General features: G+C 69.1%; 20 protein-coding genes and 1 pseudogene. 7 read left to right on the plus strand and 14 right to left on the minus strand.

Going from position 1 to position 24,109, the window contains the following annotated elements; all coding sequences use genetic code 11:
- Positions 1 to 249: 249 nt before the first annotated feature.
- Complete coding sequence (locus tag ACFC96_RS36085) at positions 250 to 1,383, minus strand: N-acetylmuramoyl-L-alanine amidase (protein WP_376616314.1); 1,134 nt, start codon at positions 1,381 to 1,383, stop codon at positions 250 to 252.
- A gap of 275 nt (positions 1,384 to 1,658) precedes the next feature.
- On the opposite strand from ACFC96_RS36085, the gene ACFC96_RS36090 reads away from it, so the two are divergent.
- Positions 1,659 to 2,933, plus strand: coding sequence for a glycoside hydrolase family 10 protein (locus ACFC96_RS36090; protein ID WP_376261769.1), 1,275 nt, complete (start codon positions 1,659 to 1,661; stop codon positions 2,931 to 2,933).
- Between the two features lie 517 nt (positions 2,934 to 3,450).
- Here ACFC96_RS36090 and ACFC96_RS36095 read toward each other — a convergent pair.
- A pseudogene (locus ACFC96_RS36095) lies at positions 3,451 to 3,582 on the minus strand (GNAT family N-acetyltransferase); the annotation flags it as partial.
- 141 nt (positions 3,583 to 3,723) lie between these two features.
- Between ACFC96_RS36095 and ACFC96_RS36100 the strand changes: the two are divergent.
- On the plus strand, positions 3,724 to 5,481 hold the full coding sequence (locus tag ACFC96_RS36100; RefSeq protein WP_376616316.1) for an MOSC domain-containing protein: 1,758 nt from the start codon (positions 3,724 to 3,726) through the stop codon (positions 5,479 to 5,481).
- A 166-nt stretch (positions 5,482 to 5,647) separates the two neighbouring features.
- Here the strand turns inward: ACFC96_RS36100 and ACFC96_RS36105 are convergent, their stop codons facing one another.
- Positions 5,648 to 6,151, minus strand: a complete 504-nt coding sequence (locus tag ACFC96_RS36105; RefSeq protein WP_376224690.1) for a CGNR zinc finger domain-containing protein — start codon at positions 6,149 to 6,151, stop codon at positions 5,648 to 5,650.
- A gap of 315 nt (positions 6,152 to 6,466) precedes the next feature.
- On the opposite strand from ACFC96_RS36105, the gene ACFC96_RS36110 reads away from it, so the two are divergent.
- The 3 genes from ACFC96_RS36110 to ACFC96_RS36120 all read left to right on the plus strand — a co-directional run bounded on the left by ACFC96_RS36110 (position 6,467) and on the right by ACFC96_RS36120 (position 8,976).
- Positions 6,467 to 7,339 (plus strand): alpha/beta fold hydrolase, encoded by an 873-nt coding sequence (locus ACFC96_RS36110; RefSeq protein WP_376616318.1) that lies wholly within the window; start codon positions 6,467 to 6,469, stop codon positions 7,337 to 7,339.
- A 612-nt stretch (positions 7,340 to 7,951) separates the two neighbouring features.
- Positions 7,952 to 8,125, plus strand: coding sequence for a hypothetical protein (locus tag ACFC96_RS36115; RefSeq protein WP_376224688.1), 174 nt, complete (start codon positions 7,952 to 7,954; stop codon positions 8,123 to 8,125).
- 482 nt (positions 8,126 to 8,607) lie between these two features.
- Positions 8,608 to 8,976, plus strand: a complete 369-nt coding sequence (locus ACFC96_RS36120) for a VOC family protein (protein WP_376616320.1) — start codon at positions 8,608 to 8,610, stop codon at positions 8,974 to 8,976.
- Between the two features lie 379 nt (positions 8,977 to 9,355).
- Here the strand turns inward: ACFC96_RS36120 and ACFC96_RS36125 are convergent, their stop codons facing one another.
- From ACFC96_RS36125 to ACFC96_RS36135, 3 genes are all read right to left on the minus strand, one after another.
- Positions 9,356 to 9,760: an STAS domain-containing protein gene (locus ACFC96_RS36125; RefSeq protein WP_376616322.1), complete on the minus strand. Its 405-nt coding sequence runs from the start codon at positions 9,758 to 9,760 to the stop codon at positions 9,356 to 9,358.
- A gap of 85 nt (positions 9,761 to 9,845) precedes the next feature.
- On the minus strand, positions 9,846 to 10,604 hold the full coding sequence (locus ACFC96_RS36130) for an IclR family transcriptional regulator (protein ID WP_376616478.1): 759 nt from the start codon (positions 10,602 to 10,604) through the stop codon (positions 9,846 to 9,848).
- 776 nt (positions 10,605 to 11,380) lie between these two features.
- Positions 11,381 to 11,884, minus strand: a complete 504-nt coding sequence (locus ACFC96_RS36135) for an AAA family ATPase (RefSeq protein ID WP_376224682.1) — start codon at positions 11,882 to 11,884, stop codon at positions 11,381 to 11,383.
- 374 nt (positions 11,885 to 12,258) lie between these two features.
- Here ACFC96_RS36135 and ACFC96_RS36140 point away from each other — a divergent pair, with 374 nt between their 5' ends.
- Positions 12,259 to 12,864 (plus strand): hypothetical protein, encoded by a 606-nt coding sequence (locus tag ACFC96_RS36140; RefSeq protein WP_376224681.1) that lies wholly within the window; start codon positions 12,259 to 12,261, stop codon positions 12,862 to 12,864.
- A 242-nt stretch (positions 12,865 to 13,106) separates the two neighbouring features.
- Here ACFC96_RS36140 and ACFC96_RS36145 read toward each other — a convergent pair whose 3' ends face one another.
- On the minus strand, positions 13,107 to 13,613 hold the full coding sequence (locus tag ACFC96_RS36145; RefSeq protein WP_376616324.1) for a MarR family transcriptional regulator: 507 nt from the start codon (positions 13,611 to 13,613) through the stop codon (positions 13,107 to 13,109).
- Between the two features lie 63 nt (positions 13,614 to 13,676).
- On the opposite strand from ACFC96_RS36145, the gene ACFC96_RS36150 reads away from it, so the two are divergent.
- Positions 13,677 to 14,537 (plus strand): alpha/beta fold hydrolase, encoded by an 861-nt coding sequence (locus ACFC96_RS36150; protein ID WP_376616326.1) that lies wholly within the window; start codon positions 13,677 to 13,679, stop codon positions 14,535 to 14,537.
- A gap of 67 nt (positions 14,538 to 14,604) precedes the next feature.
- Here the strand turns inward: ACFC96_RS36150 and ACFC96_RS36155 are convergent, their stop codons facing one another.
- The 7 genes from ACFC96_RS36155 to ACFC96_RS36185 form a co-directional block, all read right to left on the minus strand.
- A complete protein-coding gene (locus tag ACFC96_RS36155; RefSeq protein WP_376261745.1) occupies positions 14,605 to 15,432 on the minus strand; it encodes a tetratricopeptide repeat protein in 828 nt (275 codons plus the stop codon).
- Between the two features lie 569 nt (positions 15,433 to 16,001).
- The gene (locus ACFC96_RS36160) at positions 16,002 to 17,018 is read right to left on the minus strand and encodes a hypothetical protein (RefSeq protein WP_376616328.1); all 1,017 of its coding nucleotides are present in this window, start codon (positions 17,016 to 17,018) and stop codon (positions 16,002 to 16,004) included.
- A gap of 517 nt (positions 17,019 to 17,535) precedes the next feature.
- On the minus strand, positions 17,536 to 20,103 hold the full coding sequence (locus tag ACFC96_RS36165; protein WP_376261741.1) for an MFS transporter: 2,568 nt from the start codon (positions 20,101 to 20,103) through the stop codon (positions 17,536 to 17,538).
- Positions 20,096 to 20,551, minus strand: coding sequence for a MarR family winged helix-turn-helix transcriptional regulator (locus ACFC96_RS36170; protein ID WP_376261738.1), 456 nt, complete (start codon positions 20,549 to 20,551; stop codon positions 20,096 to 20,098). The genes ACFC96_RS36165 and ACFC96_RS36170 overlap by 8 nt, the downstream gene beginning before the upstream one ends.
- 526 nt (positions 20,552 to 21,077) lie before the next feature.
- Entirely contained in the window at positions 21,078 to 22,238 is a 1,161-nt protein-coding gene (locus ACFC96_RS36175) for a permease (RefSeq protein ID WP_376616480.1), read from the minus strand.
- A 122-nt stretch (positions 22,239 to 22,360) separates the two neighbouring features.
- On the minus strand, positions 22,361 to 23,278 hold the full coding sequence (locus ACFC96_RS36180; protein ID WP_376616330.1) for a hypothetical protein: 918 nt from the start codon (positions 23,276 to 23,278) through the stop codon (positions 22,361 to 22,363).
- Positions 23,279 to 23,383: 105 nt separating this feature from the next.
- Positions 23,384 to 23,827: a hypothetical protein gene (locus ACFC96_RS36185; protein WP_376616332.1), complete on the minus strand. Its 444-nt coding sequence runs from the start codon at positions 23,825 to 23,827 to the stop codon at positions 23,384 to 23,386.
- Positions 23,828 to 24,109 lie beyond the last annotated feature (282 nt).

Raw genomic sequence — 24,109 nt, forward strand, 5'->3', positions numbered from 1 at the left:
TGAGGCACCGCCCTCGAAGGCAGCAACTCCACATCCATGCTGCCGAAGCCCGTGAAAGGTGGTCCGCGCCGGCGCCGGGTTTCCCCTGGTCACCGGACCGGACTGAGCGGAATTCCCCCGGGGTTCACAGGTGCCCGCGTCCTCGGCTTCGAGGCCGACGCCGTAATGGCCGTGGAAGCGAAGGTTGGAGCGGCCGGCATTGCGGCCGCTCATCGAGGGTGCGGTTGTGGGCCGTCAGTTGGAGCCGGCTCAGTGGGTGAGAGCCTCACGGACGGTGCCGCCGGTCAGGGCACACCACGTGCTGAGGTCGACCCTGCCGTCGGGGTGGAGGCTGTGCAGGCGCTGCATGTCCTGGACCGCCTTCATGGTGTTGTGGTCATAGGTGCCGGTGACGCTGACGGTGTCGGCGTAGCCCTTGATGGTGAGCAGATACTGCACGGCCTGGACAGGCAGCCCGGAGGCGTCCTTGTCCAGGGAGGGCGCGAGTGCTTCCCAGGTTGCCGTGTCGAACGTGGCGTCGGGGGTGACGGCGAGACCGTGGCTGGTCTGGAAGTCGGCGACGACGGTGTTCATCTTGGTGCTGAACACGCCGTCGATGGAAAGGTCGCTGTAGCCGGCGTTCACCAGCAGGTACTGGGCGACCTGTACCACCTGGCTGTCGACGAACCGCCAGATGTCCGGCCAGCGCCGTGCCGGTGCCGCGGCTGGCGACACGCCCATGGAATGCAGTACCCCCTTGCGAATCTGGGGGAAGAGTCGGTAGAAGGCGATGCCGGGGCAGTCGGTGCCCAGGCGGAAGTCCCAGTGACCGAAGATGTCCCACGCGTTCAGGTGGAACTGCCGGCACACCGCGGTGCACAACTGCACCAGCGAGTGCAGCAGTGCCGGAGGCGGGGTCTCGGTTATGTATGTGCCCTCGTTCTCGATCCCGATGGCGTTGCCGTTCTCCCCGGGACAGTGGGCGGCCGTCACTTGGTGCTCGCCGGCGGCGAGGGTCTCCAGGCTGCGGTGGCGGCCCTCGAGGACGTAGCCACCGCGGCTGACGGTGAAGTGCTGGCCGGTATCCGCCCAGCCGTTCGTGTCCATGTGCAGGTCCTGGCAGTCACGCGCCAACTGCATGGCGTGCTCACGGGAGTAGTCCGTGACGTTGGGGAAATCCATGTGATGCAGGATGATCTTGTTGGTGGTGTTTCCGGTGATCTGGGTCGGGCTGGCCGGCGGCCGCGCACCCCAGGTGTCGCAGTCGATGATCCAGGGGAACTGGGGCAAGGGCGTCGCACCGGCGGCGGCGGGGAACGCCACCTCCGTGCCGACGACAGCGGCGACTGCCGCGCCGAGGCCGACCCGGAACAGGGTGCGGCGATCGACTTCGTGCTCGTGCATCACCATGGGGACTCCGAGGTAAGTGGAAAGACCAGGGTCGAGGGGGCAGCCCGTCGGAGAATATGCGGCGAACGACAGGCCCACCAGGCATAGTTCACGAGTTTCTCCGCGAACATCCGTGTCGCCACAGAGCTGATCCGGCGACTGCGCAGCCAAGCCCTCACCGGGCGGAGAACCGCAGGAATCCTACAGTGGACTAGACCATTTTGTGGTTGCCGCCAAGGAGGGAACGGGCCCATTATCGGCGGACCGTGATGGAGCATCAGGAGGCGCACATGGAGAGACTCTCGCGTAGAACCTTCACCGCCGCGGCCGCGGGCACGCTCGCTGCCGTGACCCTGCCGGCCAACGCTCAGGCGGCGGACACACCGGCTGCGGGTGCCGGGACGGAGCACGCGCCGGCCGCCGGCGGCCACGGCGCCGGGCACAGGCAACTGCGCGGCATGTGGATTGCCACCGTGGCCAACACCGACTGGCCTTCGGCGCCGGGCCTTTCACCCGAGGAGCAGCGGCAGGAGCTGTGCGACCTGCTGGACGTGGCGGTCGAACGGCGCCTGAACGCCGTGATGTTCCAGGTACGGCCGACCGCCGATGCCCTGTGGCCCTCGCCCTACGAGCCGTGGTCGCGGTACCTCACCGGTGTCCAGGGACGCGACCCGGGCTGGGACCCGCTGGGGACGGCCGTGCACGAGGCGCACCGCCGTGGCCTGGAGCTGCATGCCTGGTTCAACCCCTACCGCGTCTCGCTGACGACCGATGTCACCGCGCTGACACCCACACACCCGGCCCGCCTCCACCCGGAGTGGATCGTGCCGTTCGGCGGCAAGCTCTACTACAACCCGGGCCTGCCCGAAGTGCGCCGCTTCGTCGAGGACGCCATGCTCGACGCGGTCCGCCGCTACCCGATCGACGCGGTCCACTGGGACGACTACTTCTACCCGTATCCCGTCGCCGGGCAGACGTTCCAGGACGACGACGCATACGCCCGCTACGGCACAGGCTTTGCCGACCGCGACGCCTGGCGCCGCAACAACACCGACCTGCTGGTGCGGGAGATGGCCGAGCGCATCAGGCGGATCCGGCCACGGACGCGGTTCGGCATCAGCCCGTTCGGCGTGTGGCGCAACGCGGGCACCGACCCGCTGGGCTCGGCAACCACTGCCGGCGTGCAGACCTACGACGATCTGCACGCCGACACCCGCAAGTGGGTTCAGGAGGAGTGGATCGACTACATCGTTCCGCAGGTGTACTGGAACATAGGGTTCGCCGCCGCCGACTACGGCGTGCTGGTGCCCTGGTGGTCCGACGTCGTCTCCGGCACCCGTGTCCAGCTCTACGTAGGCGAGGCGTTGTACAAGGTCGGTGTCGCCGGACAGCCCGCCGCGTGGCAGGACCAGGCCGAGCTCTCCCGTCACCTCGACTTCGACACCCACTACCCACAGGTGCGCGGCAACGTCTACTTCTCGGCCACGCAGGTCGCCGCCGATCCGCTCGGCGCGATGAGCCGGGTGGTCGCCGACCACTACCCTACTCGGGTGCGCACACCATGAGTTGAGCACCTGACCGACTGCACGGTGTGCGCCGACGTCACCCGGATACTGGCAGCAGATCCCGCACCAGGGTCCACTCGACATCGTTCATGTCCGAGCCGTACCGCGGCCGCCGGGCCGGCCGGTCGGACGCGTTCCCGAACCTGTGGACAAGGCAGTCACACCCACGAGTGGATGAGCTGGACCCGGCCACCACGACCACGCGACACTCGGGCGACAGGGCCTCTTGCTTCTCGCTGGACTCGACATCCGCGAGCTGCCGAGAGGCCCTTCTTCCATGCCTCCACACCAGCCAACTCACCCGAACCAGGCCCCCGTTCGAACGTCGCCGATCACACGAGCGGATGGAGAACAGCAAGTTGGAGGCCGAACCGAGACAGCGCCCCAGGTTCTGCACCGGGCGCAGTCCGGCAAGTCAGAGCAGCCCGCGGGGGGCCCGACGGGGGTGGCCGTCGGCCCCCGAAGCTCGGTCCGGCCGGATCGGCGCGCGGTTGCACACGGGTACGCACGTGTGCGCTCAGAGCGCCCGGTGCATGATGCGCAGCCCCACATATCCGTGCGCCGGATGGTGGATTCCTTCTGAGAGGGTCCCCACCACCGTGAGGCCGAGCGAGCGCCAGAGGGCGACCGCTCGCGTATTGGTATCCACTGGCCCTGAACGACTCGTGGCCACCCGCCCGCTTCGCATCTGCCGTCACCGCGGCGCGATTTAGACTGAGGACCCCAGGTAAGAGCTGCCAGCGGAAGATCAAAACCGACCTGTGCGGGTGTGCCTGCCGGGAGGAACACCATGGCAACACTGCTGTCCGTCAACGTGGGACTGCCGAAGAACGTGCAGTGGAGGGGCAACGAGGTCCGCACGGGCGCGTGGAAAGCCCCGGTCGAGGGCCCTCGAATGGTGCGTCGGCTCAACATCGAGGGTGACGGCCAGGGTGACCTGCAGGGCCACGGCGGGGAGATCAGAGCGGTCCTCGTATACCAGAACCAGTCGTATGCCTACTGGAGCGAAGTCCTCTCGCGTGACGATCTGGCGCCCGGCCATTTCGGCGAGAACTTCACGGTCGACGGACTCTCCGACGACGAGGTGCGCATCGGCGACCGTTACCGCATCGGCGAAGCCGAGTTCGAAGTCACGCAACCACGCGTCACCTGCTACCGCGTCGGGATGCGCTTGGGCGAACCTCGCATGGCGTCGCTGATGGCCTCCCATCACCGCCCCGGCTTCTACCTCCGCGTCATCGCCGAGGGGCACGTACAAGCTGGGGACGCGATCACGCGGACGCACTCCGATGAGAACTCTCTGACGGTCGCCGAGGTCGACGCCTTGCTCTACCTCCCGGACCCCGACCCGCTGAAACTGCAGGCCGCACGCGGTATCACGGCACTGAGTCCTGGCTGGCGCCAGTCCTTCGAGGACATGCACCGCCGGCTCCTTCACCCGGCCCCGGCACCGCCGGCCGGACCCGCCTGGGAGGGTTTCAGGCGGCTTCGGGTAGACCGTGTCGTGCCTGAGACACCGGCCGTGTCGTCCTTCTACCTGCGCGACACCGACGAATCTCAGGACCTGCCGACGGCCCTGGCAGGCCAGTACCTGAGCGTGCGCATCCTCCAGGAAGGCCAGCCGACCCTCGTACGCTCCTACTCGCTCTCGTCGGCTCCCGGCGCCGCCGAATACCGCATCAGCGTCAAGCGCGAGGACCAAGGCGCGGCCAGCAACTATCTGCACACCCGGCTCGCGGCCGGCGACACCATCGAGGCCGCAGCCCCGCGCGGAATGTTCGTACTGAACAGCGAAGAGCTGGGCAGTGCCGACACACCGGTGGCACTCTTCTCGGCCGGCATCGGCGTCACACCCGTCCTTGCCATGCTGCATCAGCTCGCCGCCCAGGACAGCGCCCGGCCCGTGTGGTGGGTCCACACCGCCCGCGACGCTCGCCACCACGCCTTCGCCGAAGAGACCGGCCGCGCGCTGGAGCGCCTGCCCAACGCCCGGGCCGTCACGTACTACACGGCCCCGAATCCGGGCGATGTCGAGGCCGGCACGGGAGCGGGCATCGTCCAGGGGCGTGTCGGCCGCGAGCAGATCCGCGCGCTGGGTATTCCGTCCGAAGCGCATGCCTATCTGTGCGGCCCGGTCGCCTTCATGGAGGACGTTGCCGCGGCGCTGGTCGACGTCGGCCTGAGGCAGGAGAACATCCACTCAGAGGTCTTCGGCGCGCTGTCCGCCATCAATCCGGGACTGATCAATACGGTCCAGCGCAGCCCTCACCAGCCGCCCGGCCCGCAGGGCGAGGGCCCTTCGGTGACGTTCACCCGAAGCGGGCTGGCCACCACCTGGTCGGACACGTTCGCGAGCCTGCTCGAACTGGCGGAAGCGTGCGATGTGCCCACGCGCTGGTCCTGCCGCACCGGGGTCTGCCACACCTGCATCACTCCGCTCTTGTCGGGCAAGGTCCGCTATACGACTCCCCCATTGGAAGAGCCCGGGACGGGCGAGTCCTTGCCGTGCTGCAGCGTCCCGGACACGGACGTGATCTTGGACCTGTAACCCCGTCGGCGCCTACACCCTGGGCGTGCCGGGCGTGCCGGGCGTGCCGGGCGTGCCGGGCGTGCCGGGCGTCCTGGGCGTCCTGGGCGTGCCGGGCGTGCGAGAACGGTGCCCTTGAAGCTTTCCGGCTCCCCCGGCGGTGAGCGGGCCGGCGCTCGGGGCGGGGTCAGGAGGTCTGGGCGTCCTTGGCGCGCTGGTAGTGGCGCCGGGCCTTCATGCGGTTTCCGCACTCCGCCATCGAGCACCAGCGCGCGGTGTTGGGCTTGCTGCGGTCCAGGAGAAAGCGCCGGCACTGCGGATTGGCGCAGGGCCTGAGCCTTCCAGGACGGTTCTCCTGCAACGTGGCCCAGGTCAGTACCGCCTCACTCGCCAGGCGCATTTCGGCAGGGGTGTGCAGAATCCATTCAAGCCTGCCGGTGGAGATGTCCGGAACGCTGCGCGCCTCGGTCAGGAACTCTCCCAGGCAGGCCGCATCGGCGTTGCCACGTACGACGTCCTGCAGGGCATCGCGTGCCGCAATGAGGTGGCGCAGCTCAGCCGTGCTCCCGGTGCCGCCGTGCTGCCGGGTCCACGCGCGGCCCTCGTCCCCGTCGTCCAGGGCGTCCTGGACAGCCCCACCCACCATGGGGGTGGTGTTGAGCAGTTCCAGCAGTGCGTCCTCCGGGATCATGCTGCCCATCATCACACCCCTAACCTCTATACATCACTTGACAGGTTACCTTGCCGTCGCCCCCACGAGATCCCGATGGCCGCAATCAAGGGAACCGTCAGCGTCTGCACCCGATCCCCCGGCGCCCACAGAACACCGCAACGCACCCCCGCCTCACACGCAGAGGCGACCTCACCAAGCCCGACCGCACACACTCTCCCGCCTCTTTGAATCTGACTTCCACCTCATCGAATCTAACCTTCAAATTGCATTTGACAGGTTAGATTTCCCGTGATTCCATCGTAGACACCAGCTCAAAGCGACCCTGGAGTTGTCATGAGCAGCCACGTCGTTCATCACCACACAGCGACCGTCAACGGCCTGGATGTCTTCTACCGGGAAGCCGGCACCCCCGACGCCCCGGCCCTGGTTCTCCTGCACGGCTTCCCGACCAGTTCGCACATGTTCAGGAACCTGATCCCGGCACTCTCCGACCACTACCGGGTCATCGCCCCGGACATGATCGGTTTCGGGCACTCGGCCATGCCGAGCACCGAGGAGTTCGACTACACCTTCGACTCACTCACCGATATGACCGCGGCCCTGCTGGAACACCTCGGCGTCAGCCGGTACGCGGTCTACGTCCAGGACTACGGAGCGCCCATCGCTTGGCGTCTTGCGCTGCGCTCCCCGCAGAGCATCACCGCGATCATCACGCAGAACGGCAACGCCTACACCGAAGGCTTCGTGAAGGCCTTCTGGGACGGCCTGTTCGCCTATGCCGACAACCCCACTCCCCAGAACGAGAAGCCACTGCGTGGGGCCCTGGGGCTCGACGTCACCCGCTGGCAGTACCTCAACGGAGTCAGCGATCCCAGCCTCGTCAGCCCGGACAACTGGGTCATCGACCAGGCACTGCTCGACCGCCCGGGCAACGACGCCATCCAGCTCGCGCTGTTCCGCGACTACCCGACCAATGTGGCGCTCTACCCGCGGTTGCAGCAGTACTTCCGCGACAGCCAGGTCCCCCTGCTCGCCGTATGGGGCGGCAACGACGAGATCTTCGGCCCGGACGGCGCCCGCGCCTTCCAGCGCGATCTACCCGACGCCGAAGTGCATCTCCTGGAGGCCGGCCACTTCGCCCTGGAAAGCCACCTCGACGAGATCACCGACATCATTGGCGACTTCCTTGCACGCGTCAGCACCTGACGCCCCGTCGTACGCCCTCTCCAACCCACCACAGCCGGTCGGCGCAGTGAAGCAGGGCCGTCACGGCCGGTTGCACATACCCCTCGATGTGCACTTTTCCACCCCGGCAGCTCTCTGCTGAGGTCCTGCTTGACCGCGAGCACGACCTCACCCGCCAGCGGGCAAACGGCGCCCCGCGTTCACTCGCCACCGCTTCGACCCGGCCGCTCTCACCAAGGTCGTATCCCGCGTGGGGTGCCGCGTCCTCCACGATCAGGCACCGGTCGGAGCCAGCGGTGACGTGGATGTAGCCACCGACGTCGTCGGCGCGCCAGATCTCCAGAGGGCCGGCCGCATCCTCGCAATCGCGGCGGTGCCAGACGGCCACGACCTGCTGGACGCGACGTCCTGCCAGGCCATCGAGGCCCCCCATACATCGGACACTCGTGCGGTTCCGTCGATATCGCCGGCAGGCCGTACCCGGCGTCGAGCAGCAGGTCGCAGGGCTTGCGGGACGACCCTCAGGCAGCTCGAGCATGCGGTCGCGGTGTGGCCCGGCAGTGATCCACGGCTTCCGTGTGACTGATCCGGCCGACTAGAGGGCACTCGACCAGTGAGCGCGGAGGTACTGAGATGAGTGCCGGAGAGAAAGCCAAGGCAAAGGCCGAACAGGTGGTCGGAAAGACCCTACGGAAGGCGGCCTGGGCCGTACACAAGGATGACCTCGCCGCAAAGGGCGCCGCCCTCGAAGCGCGGGGCAAGATGCGGGGCGCGAGGGAGAGTGCCAAGGACACCTTCAAGCACTGACGGTCTCATGACGTGACTCACCATGATCGCGTGGCACTCGGGTAGGTTCAAAGAAGTGGCGTACGGGTTTCGACCTACGCGCTCTTGCCCATCCGAACCGCAAGGGCTGCGTGGCAGGGGTTGCTGGCTGCCATGATCGGTCTGTGGACGACTCTGCGTGGGCGGCAGGCCCCAGAGTGACGACGTCGGACGCAGTGCGGCGGAGGTGGGCGGAGGCCGGCGTCAACCGTCGCGGCTCTGCCCGTCGGCTCCCGGGCTGCCGGAGACGTCATCGGGCGTCAGCGCTTTGGAGCCTTCGTCCTGGTTCTGCAAGGCTCGTTGGAAGCTCCATTGGGCGGGTGGCGTGACGTCGTTTCTGGGTGCTCGTACTGGTCGTGGTCGGCGGTCTGGGGCGTAGATCATCTGGCAGGGCGGTTTTGCCGATGAGTTCGCCGTCCTCGAACGGTCTACCCGGCGATACGACCGTTCTCGACAGGAGTGCCATGTCGACCATCCAGCCAGTGATCACGACTGCTGACCAGGACGTCCTGCTCAGCTTCTATACGAAATTGTTCGGCGCCGAGGAGATCTTCCGGGTTCCGGAGGAAGGGCCCGCCTTCTATGTCGGCTTGCGTATCGGCGACAGCGACCTCGGGCTGGTGGCCAAGAAGGATCCGGGGAACGGGGCGGCACCGCGGGTCTTGCTCAGCATCGGTGTCGACGACGTCGACGAGACGCTCGGCCGGGTGGAGGCGCTGGGCGGCTCGGTCCGCCGCGGCGCCAACGACATGCCGTGGGGACAGCGCGTCGCCCACATCCAGGACCCCGACGGCAACCCCGTGAATCTCACCCAGCCGACCCCGGCTCAGTGACGCGGCTCCGGGGCTGGGTTCTGGATTTTGAAGGCGCGCGTCAGGTGTCTCGTCTGCGCCTGAGGCCCCCTTCGCCGCGTGGTGATGCGTGGATGCTGAAGGGGCGTAAGGGCCACTTTTGAAGAACTCTCGTCGGACGGCGAGTGCCGTGCGGCGAAGCCCGGGACGGCGGGGCGAGGCGTGGAAACGTGAACACAGCGCGTCGATCGCCACGCCGACAGGGTGCATCAACTGGCCGGCATCACACGCCAGTTGATGCAAACGATCGCGCCGGAGACCAGGTGCATGGAATCCCCGGGCGCGTGGTGGCCGGACCCGTCGGGGTGCATGTGCCTGGCTGACGGGCGCGAGATGCCGGCCTCATTGCCCTATCGGTCCGTCAGCCGCGCTTGCCGGGCCAGCCGGCAAGCCCCTCTGCGCTGGGGGACTGCGCGATGGCCTGCTCGACGGAGTCGTGGAACGAGTAGATGTGACGCAGACCGCCGAGAGAGAAGACGCGCAGGAGCCGCGCGTCGGAGCAGGCGATCCTCAGCGACCCATGACTGCTTTTGATGCGCTTGGTGACGGCGACGATCATGCCGAGCCCCATGGAGTCCAGAAAGGGGGTGCTGCACAGATCGAGAACGAAGTGACGGTGCCCCTCGGCGAGACTCCGGATCACTGCGTCGTGCACGAGGGGGGCGAAGACGATGTCGATCTCGTCGTTGGCTTCGACGATCGTCCAGCCATTCGTCACATGGCAGTCGACCGACTCATTCGGTCCTGCGACGCCCTGATCGCGCACGTCCCTGCTCCTCTGCACCCATGTCCGGTTTATCCCGCTAATACATGAAACGTGCCATGGGTGCGGTGTCGCAAGGACTCGGTTTTCAGATGGTGAGCGAGAGTCCGCGCGACACCCGCTCCGCCGTGGCGACCAGCGTCGACACGGCACCTTCGAGACGGTCGGTGCGGTTGGCGCGCAGGGAGATGCCGAGCGCGCCAAGCGTGTCGCCTTGACGGATGGGCACTGCGACGCACGCGGTACCCAGGGAGTACTCCTCGAGATCGGTGACGGCAGGCCCATGGGGCGCGGCGTCGAGACGCCGTAGCAGTTCGGCGCGGTGAGTGATGGTGCGAGGGGTGAGGTCATTCAGCGTGTGGCGGGAGAGGTAGTCGGCGCGGGCATCGTCGTCGAGCTCACGCAGCACGCACTTGCCGAGCGCTGTGGCGTGCCCTGCGTCTTCGAAGCCGACCCACAGATCGACGCGGGGCGCCTTCGGCCCGTCCACGATCTCCGCGACCCGGATCTCGCCGTCCTCATAGAGGGTCAGATAAGCCGCGGCCGACAGGCCGTCCCGCAACTCCGTGAGCGTGGGACGGACTCTGCTGAGCGCCGCCTGATCGCGACTTCCCCCATGCAGTGCGCCCAGTCTCTCCCCCAGGACGAACGTACTGTCGTCGAGTTTGCGCAGGTAGCCCTCGTGCACCATCGTGCGCAGCAAGTGGTAGGTCGTGGCCAGAGCGAGCCCGGTCTCGCGCGCGAGCTGCTTGGCCGTTACGCCACCTTCGTGCGCGCCCACAGCCTCCATCAACCGGAAGGCTCGCTGGACCGACGCAATGAGCGTGGGGCCGCCTTTGCCACCCATGTCTCCACATTGCTCCATATGGACAATTTGTGGCAAATTATACGTTCGGGTTGTTGCCTGGCCGAGGGCCATCGCCGCATCAGCGGTGATCACGAAGAAGCCGAGTACGGCGGTGGCCGGAAGCACCTTGCATACAGCCCCTCACCCACAGTGTCGGGGCGCAGCGCGGGGCGCCAGGATGCGGTCACTGTCATGACGCGGTGTGATCCCTTCTCGACGGTGCGCCAGTCCGTCACGCCCGGCGACTCATCCACGGAGGCACACACGCTCGACACCTGCGAGCAGCCCCCAATCTGGCGCGCTTCCTCTTCTGTGACCCGCGCGCCCGCCACTTCCACCGCGCCTGGGAACACGGCGACCGCGGCTCCGGCCTCGGCGTCGTCGTCGTGAAGGAAGGCGCGCGAGATGCCTGCTCGGCGGGCGATGAGGCGGCGCTGACCTGGTCCTTCTCCCGTCGGATCCGCGCGATGGCGTCGTGGACACGCTGGAGCGCGGTCAAGGTCTTGCGGCGGCGGGCGGCGTGCGCCTCCGCAGCGAGGGCCTCGGGAACGGCGGCGGTGTTCACACAGCTTCCCGTTCGGGGCGCAACCGCCAGCTGTGCACGTATCGCTCTACTCGCCCTGCTCGTCGTCGGCCGCATTGGCGAGGTCGGTGGCGCGGAAAGGCGGCGGACCACACGCGATGGAGCAGTCCTGAGATTTGCGCAGGTCCAGGACGAGGACCTCACCGACAGCCCTGAATCGACAGCGGTTGCGCAGCGATGCCGAGGCGCCGGATCAGGTTCTGACCCCACCTTCTGCAGACAACGCAGGATCGCTGTCAAAGGCTGAGAACTCTTGAGGCGTTGGCCGTTGAAAGACCCTGAATTGTTCTTCGAGCTTGGCAAGAGGAATGCCGTAAGTGTCGGCTGAAACCTTCCTGTTGCGGATCTCCAAACGCTCGCGCAGCACCGCGAGTGGTGGATCGAGTAGGCACAGAACGACCTTGGCCCCACGGTCCTGGGCCTGAGTCCGATAGTGGTCGCGTTCGTCCCGTCCTAGCAGCCCCCAGTCGACAACGACATCGATGCCTTGCTCGAGGACTTGCAGGGCCAGGTCGAACTGAAGCTTCTCGACGCGGTCACGGACGGCTGCAGGGGCGAAGGCCGGCAGGTCTGGATAAAGCCTCCGCATCCATGCGTCACCGGTCAACCGAAGCGCGCCGCGCTCTTGCTCCAGCTTCCGAGCCAACGTGGTCTTCCCGGAACCCGCTACACCGCACGTGAGAAACAAGGTCGCCATGGCCGGTCACCCTACGAGTGTCGCCGATCGTTGCGCGACCGGACGAACGTAGGGTCTGTGGCTTCCTCATATCGTCCCGCTCGGATGCGCGAACCGGATGGTCGCGGTGACGGGCACCGGGACGCAGGGCCGCGCCGATGCCGCGGCAGTGGCGAGAGCGCTCCGGCTCACCGAGAGGCCCACCTGGAGCATATGAGGATCGCGAACGGGTGTGGTTGACAGTTCTGTCCGGCTGCGCCGCTGAAATGCGGCAGGGCCTGGTCTATCTCTGAGGGCCCATGGGCCGACGTGGGCACGGCGTCCCCCCTCCCTTTCGGGGTAGCCGTATGGGCAGTCGTCGGCCACCGATGCCCCACTGGAGAAGGAGCACGCCCATGCGCCTGTATGCCCAGACCACGGCACGTCGGAGCCGCCAGATCCTCGCAGACCTGATCGCGGTGGCCCTGATCTGTGCCGCGGTGAAGCTGGCTCTGGCCGTGCACGACGCGATCAGTCAACTGGCCGCTCCGGGCCGCAAGGCGGAAAGCGCCGGCAACAGCCTCTCTGACGGACTCGTCGACGCGGGCGACGCCGCCTCGAAGGTGCCGTTCGTCGGGGGCCAGTTGAAGAAGCAGCTCAGGTCCGCCGCCGGCGCCGGCACCGGGCTGGCCGACGCAGGTCGTTCGCTTCAGGACACGGTGGGCCACGTGGCGACGCTGACCACGGTCGCTCTGATCGTCATCTCCGTGGTGTTCGTGCTGCTGTTGTGGCTGCCCCCGCGCCTGCGCTGGATCCGCCGCAGCGCCCTCACCCGGCGCCTCGCCGTCAGTCCGGGCGGCGCCGACATCCTCGCGCTGCGCGTCCTCGCCGGCTCGCAGCGCGATCTCACAACGCTGCCCACGCCACCTGGCGGCCTCGCAGAGGCTTGGCGGCGCCGCGACGAACAGGTCATCGCCGACCTGGCGGCGATTGGCTTGCGGCAGGCGGGGCTGCGCGCCTGACGGGTGTGCAGCGGGCGGGGCTCGGGCCAAGCCGAAGTCGTCGCCGAAAGGGCGGTCCGCATGGGAGCGCAGCCAAGGCTCCCGTGGCCTGCACGCTGGTTGGCCCCCGGTGTACAAGTCCGATGCACAGAATGGGGCCGGCAGCGGAGCGGGGAACCGGTCGGTCACCGCGTCCGGGCGCCGCCCGAGGACACACAAGCCCAGAGAAAACACACGCCTCCACCCGCGGTGGGCTCTCGAGGTCATCGGTCCTGTTCTGGGCTGAGGACGGCGTGGGCGGCCGTCAGGAAGCTTCGCACGGTGTCCCGTTCGGCGGGGCCGAAGGAGTCCAGCACGTCCAGCAGCCCGTCGATGACGGGGCGGAAGAACTCCTGGCCCAGACGGATCGCCTCCGGTTCGACACGCAGCAGGACACGGCGCCGGTCGCGGTCGTCGCGCACCCGGGCCACGTGCCCGAGCCGCTCCAGCCGGTCGATCACGGCGGTGGTGCCGGCCGAGTTGAGGCCGAGGCGAGCGGAGAGCAGGCCGGCGGTGGCCGGCTCGCCGGCCCGGGCGGCGTCGAGGAGGCAGATCAACGCACGTACGTCGGTGTTGTGCATGGCGTTGCGGTCGGCGAACTCGGCCTGACGCAGGCCGAACTCGACGCTCACGGCGCGCAGCAGGTGCACCAGCCGCAGGCTGTCCGGCTCCTGCGGCCCGCGGCCGCTCCGGTCGGTCCTGCCACGGTCGTCGTGCTGGTTGTTGTCCACATCGCCTCCGCCTAGGATCTCTCGCTGAGCGAGATTCTTGCTCGGCGAGAGAATGGGGTCAACATGTCCGTGATCGTGCCCGGTTCCTTCCGCACCGCCTACGACGAGGTCCTCGGCCGGTGGCCCGGGCCGGTCGACCGCGCCGACCTGCCGACCCCCTACGGCGTCACCCGGGTCAACAGCTGCGGACCGGCCACGGCGCCGCCACTCGTCCTGCTGCCGGGCGGCGGGGCCACCTCCACGGTGTGGGGCGCCTGCGCCGCGGCCGGGCTCACCCACCGTTACCAGGTGCACGGCGTCGACCTGATGGGAGATCCGGGCTTCAGCGTGCCTCAGCCCGGGCGTCCGGTCCGCTCCGTCGACGACCTCACCGGCTGGCTGGACGCGGTCCTCGACCAGATCGGTACCGCGGGCCCCGACGCGGGTCCGGTGCTGCTCGGCGGGCACTCGTACGGGGCCTGGATCGCCGCCCACTACGCGGCCAGGCGGCCGAAGCGGGTCGCCGGCCTCGTCCTCCTCGACCCGACCCGGGTCTTCGCCGGCCTCAGCCCCGCCTACGTCCTGCGCGCGCTGCCGATGCTGGCGCGTCCCACCCCGCGACGGATCCGCTCCTTCCTCGCCTGGGAGACCGGCCGGGCCACCCTCGACCCGGCCTGGCTGCGGCTCCAGGAGGAGAGCGCCGGCTTCCCGGCCGTCCGCCCGGTCATCGGGCCGCTGCCGGACCCGGCCCCGTTGCGGGAGCTGTCGGTACGCGTACTGCTGGCCGGGCGCGCTCGCTGCCACGACCCCCGCCGCGTCGCCCGGGCCGTCGCCGAGATGCTCCCCGGAGCGCGGACCGAGGTCGTGCCAGGAGTCTCGCACCACGCCTTCCCGCTGGCCGCGGCCGACGCGATCGCACGGCGACTGGACGCCGGGACCGGCTAGCGGGCCAGGCCTGGTGAGGTCAGATCGGCGCCCGCGTGGTCAGCCCTGCGCGACAGGGCGCGCCCGGTCAGGCGCTGTCGATGCGGTCGAGGAGGACCCGAGCCTCGACGGTGCGGCGATGGTCCGGGCCGAAGGAGGCCAGGCAGGCGTCGTGAGCGGCTGCTGCCCGGAGGCGGGCTTCGGTACCGCGGCGGAGCCCCAGGAGGGCGGTGGCCACGGCCAGTTCGACGGCGCCGGTCTCTGGGCGGCGGTGTTCCTCGGGCAGGCTACGGCGCAGCTCGTCGGCGCGGTCCGCCTCGGCCATGGCCTCCTGGTGGCGGGCCTGGCCGTTGAGGCTGCGGGCCAGGCCGAGCCGCAGGACCAGGGACAGCCGGTCCGGTTCGGGATGGGCGGCCAGGGCCTCGCGGGCGAGCGCTTCGGCCTCCGGGTGGCGTCCCTGCGCGTTGAGGGCGAAGACCAGTCCGTTGCGGGTGGCCGCCGCCAGTTCCTGCATCTCCGGGCCTGCGCCGCGGTCAGCGGTCCGGGCGACGGCCGCGCACTCTGCCTCACACTCGGCGTGCCGACCGAGCGCAGCCAGCTCCTGGGCGCGGTCCGAGCGCAGTTTCAGGGTCTGCCAATGATGGACCCCAAAGATCCTGCCGAAGGCCGGCAACGCTTCGTCGTATGTGGCGACGGCATCGGCGTGGCGACCCTGGGCGCCCGTGGCGAGCGCGGCGATGCTCAGCGCCAGCGGGGCATACCTGTCGGCGCGTGGCAGCGACCGGGCCACGGCGCGGGCCTCGGCCTCCGCCTCGGCATACTGCCCGGCCTTGTACAGGGCTACGGCCTGGGACACAGGGGGACTCGGCAGCTGCCTGGCGTCGCCTTTGCGGCCGCGCGTCCGGAAGAGTCTCATGGCCGGAGCTTACGGATGTTGCTCACGCTTGTTCGACGAAGGGGCGGGAGCGGGCGGCCGCCTCGGATGTTCCAGGGCCAGGCGGACAGCGCGTACTCACACCGCACCGCCGCGAAGCGAGTCTTTGAGCAGCAAGAGGCGAGTCTTTGAACACCAATTGGAGTGCCAGAGTGGCCATTTGGCGTACTCAGCCACACTCACCTCTGCCCGAGCATTTGAACTGCGTGCACAGCTTCGAACGCGCAGCGGAGGAAGCCTTGCGGGCGTTTTTTCCTGGACGGCGGCGACGACCTCGACCTCCGCCCGGGCCGCCAAGCGCGAGCGCTCGTGGCCCAGTTCAATCGTGGACGCGACACACGCCCGCACCCCGGCACCCTGACACCCCGGCACCCCGGCACCCCGGCACCCCGGCAACCAGGCTTCCCGGCAGTGGAGCATGCCGCTTCGGGGACGCAGGGAGGAGGGCCGACTCAGGAGGGTTTCTCCCGGGCCGGCCCTTCGGTGGTGAAGACGGGTCCTGCGGACCCGTGGCGGCACCTCTGCGTCAAGGCCTACACGCTGACTGCGCGTCAGGTGGCCATCCGCGTGCGCCGACGGCTCAGGCGGGGGCGCAGGCTCACCAGGACCGCGGCGATCACCGCCCACAGCGCGAGGGTGGCCAATGGCTGCACGGCCTGCGCGCCGTGGAAGTAGCTCAGGTCGGTCACGGCGCGGACGGCCGCGCCCGGCGGCAGCAGGGCGGAGACGGCGCGAGCGGCGGACGGCAGGAGGTCCGGGCCGATGGTGGCTCCGCTGGTGGAGTTGCCGACCGTGAGCAGCAAGAGGGTGGCGACCGGTACGCCGACCGGGCCGAGGTAGGTGCCCAGCAGCTTGGTGGTGAATGCGGCCGCCGCGGCAAGGAGGGTCAAGCCGAAGGCCAGCGGCATGACTGGTGCGGGCACCGCACCGAGGAGGGGTCCGGCGATGACGGTGGCGACGACACCGATGGCCGCGGAGGCGCCGGACAGCAGCCAGAACCGGTGGCGCAGGCGCAGATGGTTCGCGAGCCCGAGGGCGTTCTGGGCGAGGACGAATCCGGCCAGCGTGACGCCGAACGCCATGTAGAACCCGGCCAGTCCACGGGAGTCGAAACGGGCGAACGGGACGACATCCACCGTGGTCAGACGTTGGTTCGATCCGTGGGCGTAGGCGCCGATCAGGGCCTTGACCGCCGTCGTCGTTGACTGGCCGTTGGCCCCGCCGACCTCCAGGCGCAACCGGTCGGAGTCCGCGCGGCGGCTGAGCGCGGCCACGGCGTCGCGGCGCTTCACCTCGGCGCGCCCTGTGGCGGCGTCGGCGACAGGGTGGACCTCGACGCTGTCGCCAAGGGCTTGGCGGATGTCGCCCGAAAGGTGCTGCCCGGCGACAGCCACCGGCACCCGGTGTGGCTGGGGGTTGCGCTGCAGACCGACGTAGCAGCCGACGAAGGCCGCCACGACGACCAGGGCGATCACGGCCGGCTGGAGCCAGAGCCGGACCGGTGGCGCGGGCGAGGCGGAGGCGGGGGTCAGGTCGGCTTCGGCGGCCGGGCCGAGGCGAGTGGCCATGAGAGGTCTCCCGTGAAGGGGGCGCCGTTGGATGAGGGAGGAGAGCGCCCGAAACAGATAGCCAGAAATAGATGACGCATGTGATCTAAAAGCAACTGTACGATAGATGTCGGCCGACATCCAAAAGGGGATGCCCTATGGGTCGCGTCTCACATGCACAGGCACCGACATCCACTGCGGACAGCAACGACGCCTGACCGGCGGTGCACACCAGCGTCTGTGACCGGGCACGGCATCAGTCCCAGCCGCCAGCAGCAGCCGGACTCGCTCGGACCGCCCTCCTGCTCCCGCCGGTGCAAAAGGTCAGAGGGCCTCTCACCCTGAACGTTCAGGGTGAGAGGCCCTCTGACCTTTACGTCTGACATCTACGTCTGACATCAACGTCTGACATCAACGGCGGCCGTCACTGGCGACCAGAACGCCGCCTGAGCAGTCACTGAACAGTCACTGAGCAGTCGGTCCATGTGGCTCACGGTTTCCCGCGGCGTGAGGAACACCTGTGTCAGTCAGTGCCCCATCAGTGCCCCAGATTCACGTCCGCGTTCTTCTCGCCCTCGCCTCCCACCACCAGCGGCACGGCCTGGGGCCCGTACCCGCTGGCGATCACGGTGTAGTCGCCCGTGTCCAGGTCGTTGAAGGCGTAGGCGCCGTGCGCGTCGGTGACCGTCGTGGCGATGGTGTTGCCCGCCGCGTCGAGGAGCGTGACCTGGGCGTCGTCGACCGGGTGGCCCGCGCGGTTGCGGACGGTGCCGTGGACGTGGGCGCCAGGGGTGAGGCGGATCTCGTAGCGGTTGGCGGCACCGCCCGCGACCTCGGCCGGCAGGGCCGCCGGGCGGTGTCCGGGGGCGCTGACCACGAGGGTGTAGTCGCCGGGGACCAGATCCGCGATGCCGAATTCGCCGGCGTGGTCGGCCGCTGCGGAGGCGACGACCTCGCCGCGCACGTCGGTCGCGGTGACCAGGGCGCCGGGCAGCGGCCTGTCGTCGGGTGCGGCCAGGACGGTGCCGGTCAGGCCGGCCGCGCCGGAGAGCACCAGGTCGAAGTCGACCAGGCCGTCGGCCACCGTGATGGTGGTGGCCTGCGGCTGCCGGGCGCCGCCGGAGGCGATCAGGACGTACGTTCCCTCGGCGGGGGCGGTGACCGCGTAACGGCCGTCAGTCTGCGTCGTCGTACGGCCGACCTGGCTGCCGCGCAGGTCGATCAGCGTGACCACGGCGCCCGCCACGGGCGAACCCGCGATGTCGCGGATGTGGCCGCGGACACCCGAGGCCGGTTCGTCCGCGAGGGCGGTGGCGAGCGAGGCGACCGGAGCTGCCTCCACCGCCTCCGCCGTGTCCGCCATCGCCGTCACGGGCGTCTCGGCGGCGACATCCGAAGCGGTGCCGTCCTCCTCGGCCGCCCGCGCCTCCAGGCCCGACATCTTGCGCAGCGGTACTTCCTTGGTCCACAGGACCATGAGGAACGCGACCGCGATCACGCCCGCCGCGATCAGGAACACCACGTGCATGGAGTCGGCGAAGCCCTGCTTGAAGGGCTCCGACAGGCGCGGGTCCAGGTGCTGGATGAACGACGAGTCGCTCAGTACGTCGGAGCTGCCGCCGCCCGCGCCGGGGTGCCGCAGCATGTCGAGGACCGGCTTGTTGGCCGGGTCGGACAGGACCGCCGGGTCGTGCAGCGCGGCCTGGAACTGGTGCGTCCCCGCGGCCGACTTGAACGCCGAGGAGATCTTGTCGCCGACGTTCGAGAACAGCACCGACAGGAAGATGGCCGTACCGGCGGTGGCGCCCATCTGCCGGAAGAACGTGGACGACGCGGTCGCCACGCCCATGTCCTGCGGCGGGACGGCGTTCTGCACCGCGAGCACCAGGGTCTGCATGCAGCCGCCGAGGCCGAGGCCGAAGACGAGCATGTAGATCATGCTCTCCCACAGCGGGGTGTCCCACTGGACCTTGAAGTGGAAGAGCAGCAGCGCCGCGACCATGAGGACGGTGCCGATGGTTGGGAAGATCTTGTAGCGGCCGGTCTTCGCGGTGATCTGACCGGAGACGATGGACGCGATGATCATGCCGAGCATGAGCGGCAGCATCTCGAGACCGGACTTCGTGGGGCTCGCGCCCTTCACGATCTGCAGGTACTGCGGGATCATCAGCATCCCGCCGAACATGCCCGCGCCGATGAGGACGGACAGCAGGCTGGTCTTGCTGAAGATCGCGTTGCGGAACAGGCGCATCGGGATCAGCGCGTCGTCGCCCATCCGGCGCTCGACGAGGATCCAGGAGATGATGCCGACGACGCCGATGCCGTAGCAGGAGAGGGACCTGGACGAGTCCCAGCCCCACTCCCGGCCCTGCTCGGCCACCAGGAGCAGCGGCACGACGCCGAGCGCGATGGTGAACGCGCCCCACCAGTCGATCCGCCGGTCGCGGCGGGTGTGCGGGATGTTGAGGACCTTGGCGACGACGAACAGCGCGATGATGCCGATCGGCACGTTCACCAGGAACACCCAGCGCCAGCCGACGACGCCCAGGATGCTGTCCTGACCGGCGAGGAAGCCGCCGATGAGCGGCCCCGCGACGCTGGAGGTGGCGAAGGTGGCGAGCATGTAGCCCTGGTAGCGGGCCCGTTCGCGGGGCGGCACGATGTCGCCGATGATCGCGAGGGCGAGGGACATCAGGCCGCCGGCGCCGATGCCCTGCAGGGCGCGGAACGCGGCGAGCTCGGTCATCGACGTCGAGAACGTGCACGCCGCCGAGCCGAGGATGAAGATGCTGATCGCGCCCAGGAAGTAGGGCTTGCGGCCGTGCAGGTCGGACAGCTTGCCGTAGAGCGGCGTCGCGATCGTCGAGGTGATCAGGTATGCCGTCGTCGCCCACGCCTGCTGGCTGAGGCCGTGCAGGTCGTCCGCGATGGTGCGGATCGAGGTGGAGACGATGGTCTGGTCGAGCGCGGCCAGGAACATGCCCAGCATCAGACCGCTCAGAATGGTCAGGATCTGGCGGTGGCTGAGGCCACCGCCGGTGGAGGCGGGTGCCGCCTCCGTGTGCTTAGCGGTGTCTCGGCTCGGTGCCGACACGGCCTCACTCATGCTTGCTTGCTCCCTGCTGCGCCCCGGCTTCGGGCTGAGTCCCGTCGCAGTGGCGTTTCTGTTGATGCGCTACCAGGTCGTCGTTGAGGCGTGTCATCAGCTGGATCAGCTGATACCGGTCCTCGGGGGGCCAGGGGCCGAGGAGCTCCGCCAGCTGCGCGTCGCGCTGCCGGCGGTACTTCTCGTACACCGCCCTGCCGGACTCGGTCGCGTGCAGCAGCGTGCCGCGCCGGTCCTCCGGGTCGGGCCGCCGCTCGATCAGGCCGCGCTCCACCATGGAGCGGACCTGACGGCTGACCGTCGACAGGTCGAGGAAGGTCTCGGCGGCCAGATCGGTGGCCCGCTGCTCCCCGTCCCGTACGAGCCGGGCCAGCAGGACGCGCTCACCGGCGCCCTGCTCCAGCTTGGTCTGGTGCCTGCGTGCCGCGACCAGCCGGGTGAAGCGCACGATCTGGCTCCCCAGTCCTGCCCCGGCCTCCTCGGCACTGGCGACCCCGGTGTCCCCGGTTGTCCTGTGCTCCCCCGCTGCGCGGTCATGGACCGTCCCCTTGCCCATTGCCCGCCCCCTCTTCCACTCAGATTTTATTGCTTGTAGCTACCAAGTGAGTGTAGAGGGCCCGGAACAATGGTCGGTACGGGGCTTCCGATGCACGACCCGGCGCGCGTGGCAGCCGGATGCGCCGGTGGCGAAGGGGCCGCCGCAGACAGCTCCCCGTTCGAGGCGACCACGGTCTGATGTCTTGAGGCGATCACGGTCTGATACCGACCAGGCTCGTACCGGTCTCCCCCGCCCGGGCGCCCGCGCTCATCGCCGAGGGCGCGCGGAGGCCCGCGGCGTCTCGGGCACGCAGGACAGCGCGCTCGCGCCGGCCAGGGTGAGTGCCGCTGCCCGAGGTGCTCGTCGCCGATCTGAGCACCCAGTACAAGGCGGCCTGGGGATGGACACGTGCCCCACCCTCAGGTGGACGTTGCGCTCAGTCATGGTCGCCGCGGTCGTGGCGCGCACTGGGTGCGCCGCCCATCATGCGGAGCATGTCCCGCCCACCGGTGCGGAAGAACCGGAAGAGGAGGGCGGCGGCCAGGGTGAGGAAGGCGATGTTGAGCCAGGTGGTGTAGTTCCAACTGATGCCTTCCATGGGGACCTTGGCGTCGGCCTGATCGGGGATGAGACCGAGGCCGCCGAACACGAACTCCACGATGTAGCCGGCGGTGACCATGGCGAGATAGAAGGTGCCGAGCAGGAACACGGCCATTCTTGCGCCGTAGTACTTCCGGTAGATGTTGAGGATGGGCAGGATCAGCAGGTCCGCGAAGATGAACGCGACGACGCCACCGAAGCTGATGCCGCCCTTCCACAGCACCACCGCCAGCGGCACGTTGCCGATGGAACAGACGAACGAGGCGATCGCGACGAGCGGGCCGACGATGGGCCCCCACAGTCTGGATGCCAGTGGGTGGCCGTCGAAGAAGAACGTGCGCCAGAACGAGTCCGGAACCCACGCGGCGATGGCCCCGGCGATGAGCAGGCCGACCACCAGGTCGCGCAGGATCGCGGCCCACTCCATGACGAACACATGGCTGATGGACGTGAACCCCTCGCGTGAGAACAGGCGCCGGGCGAAGGAGCCTTCGCGCTGCACGGACATGTCCATCGCCGCGTGCCCCTCCATCGAGCCGGCGATTCCGCGTTCGGCCTGGTCGCGGGCCTGACGCAGGAGTTTGTCCCGCAGGAAGAGGCGGAACAGCACGGCCAGCACGACGATCATGATGGGCCCGCCGACGAACTCCGCCGCAGTGAACTGCCAGCCCATCAACAGCGCGAGGATCACGCCGAGTTCGATGACGAGGTTGGTGGAGGCGATCTCGAAGGCCATCGCGGCGGTGAAGTTCGCTCCCTTGCGGAACAGCGAGCGGGCCAGGGCTACGGCGGCGTAGGAACACGAGGAAGAGGCCGCGCCGAGGCCTGCGGCGATGGCGAGGGTGTGGGGGCGGTCGTCGCCGAGCAGGGAGACGACGGTGGATTTGCGGACGACGGCCTGGACGAGGGCGGACAGGGTGAAGCCGAGGATCAGGGCCCAGGTGATCTCCCAGGTCATGGAACCGGCGATCGACAATGCGTGCAGTACGGCGTGGATCATGTCCGAAGCCTTCCGGGGCGAGCACGACCTGAGCCCAGCGACACGTCGCACCAGGGTGGATCTGTCGTGCGGCGGCGGGGCGTGGGGCGCCACCCATCTGGGTGGCGCCCCCGTCAGGGTCAGCCGACGTTCAGGGTCAGCGCCGCGGTGTGGAGTGTTCCGCCGGTCTGGAACTGCAGGAACAACCGCCAGTTCCCCGAGGTGGGCAGCTCGGCGTTGAAGGACAGCTCCGGGCCGCCGTGGTCACCGTTGACCTTGGTGGTCGGGTGAAGGTGAGCGAACGCGGTATCGCCCTCATGGAAGGCGGTCAGGTGGGCGTAGGTGTCGAGGTAGGGCTCAAGGCCGGTGACCGGCTTGCCGTCCTTGGTGATGGTGACGGTCATGGGGTGGGCCATGCCGGCCATCGGCGCGCCGTTGACGGTGACGGTGTACCCGTCGACCTCGGCGGTCTTGGCGGCAGCAGGCAGCGGGGTCTTGGTCCCGGTGCCTGGCACGGAGACGGTGCGGGACAGGACGAAGGCCGTGCCCTTTCCGGCGCCGCCGTCAGGGGTGAAGGAGGCGAACACACGCCAGGAGCCGGGCGCGAGGGAGGCCAGGTCGGCGGTCCAGGTGCCGTCGGCGGCCATGGCCGGGTGGATGTGCTGGAAGCCGCTCAGGTCGGAACGGATGGCGTAGAAGTGCATCCGCTTGGTCTGGTCGACGGCGAAGGCGGTGACGGGCTTGCCGTCCGGGCCGGTGACGGTGAACCGGTAGGGGGCCTGTTTGCCCGCAGCCATGGCCGTGTCCTTGCTGGTCAGGCGGTAGCCGTCCTTGGTGTCGCTGAGGCCGTTGCCGTCCGCCATGTGATCCATGCCGGGCATGTCCCCCGTCGAGGGCGACGCGCTCGCCGAGGATGCCTTGGCACTGTGGTCCATGCCCGGCATCGAGGAGGAAGTGCTGGAGGAGCCGCAGGCCGCCAGGGTCAGCGTCAGGACGATGGCGGTGCCGGCCGCCGCGAGGGCGCGACGACGCGCTGTGGAACAGGCAGAAGTGAGCATGGGAGTGGGTCTTTCCGGGTGGGCGCACCACGCCGGGCGGGCGCGCGGAAGTGAGCAGGGCACGTCGCCGGTCCCCGGAGATTCCGGGGTTTCGGCGTAGGCCTGTCAGGTCCGCGCGACGCACACTTGGAGCAGCAGACTCCGCCCGCCTGGCGTGGGCGGCCCGCGCCGCCCTGTGCGGCCCAGGGCCACCGGTCGCCCTACGACGGGGAGCACCGCCGGCACGGCGACGACGGCCATGAGGCCGGCCACCGGCAACGTCGTGGAATCGCGGGCCGGCGTGGAGACGCACATCGCCCCGCCCATCGACGACATGGCTGACGCCTGCTGCGCGGCGGCATGAGTCGTGCCCGCAGGTGGAGTGGACGCCATCGCGATGCCTGCGTGGTCGGCCGCATGGGCGGCCGGTGCGGACATAGGGCTGTGGCAGCCCTCGGCGGCGCTTGCCGGTGAACCGTGCATGAGAAACAGGCCGAGCAGGACCGCACAGAGCGCCGGCAGCCGGGCGTTGACCCGCCGCCTGCCCCTCTGCCCGATGCTGTCCGTCACACCATTTCCTTCCTCACGTCATGGCGCGCGTACTGGGAAGCGCGCCTGACCGACGATACCCGGGCCGGGTACTGCGCGCTGGCCGGCCAGGACTCCTCACCGCCTGACCGGTCGCGCGCTCCCGTGGGTCCTGCGCCGAGGTTCCACGCTGTGGAGGGCTTGGGCACGGCCCGGGGAGCGGGGTGCAGATATCCGCCGTGGCGAAGGCCGGTCAGCGCTGCGGCGCAGGCGAAACCGAACAGGGGCAGCGCGGTCCGGGGCAACCACGGGGCGTGGGTGCGG

Origin of the sequence: Streptomyces sp. NPDC055955, assembly GCF_042270245.1 — a bacterium.
GTDB lineage: Bacteria > Actinomycetota > Actinomycetes > Streptomycetales > Streptomycetaceae > Streptomyces.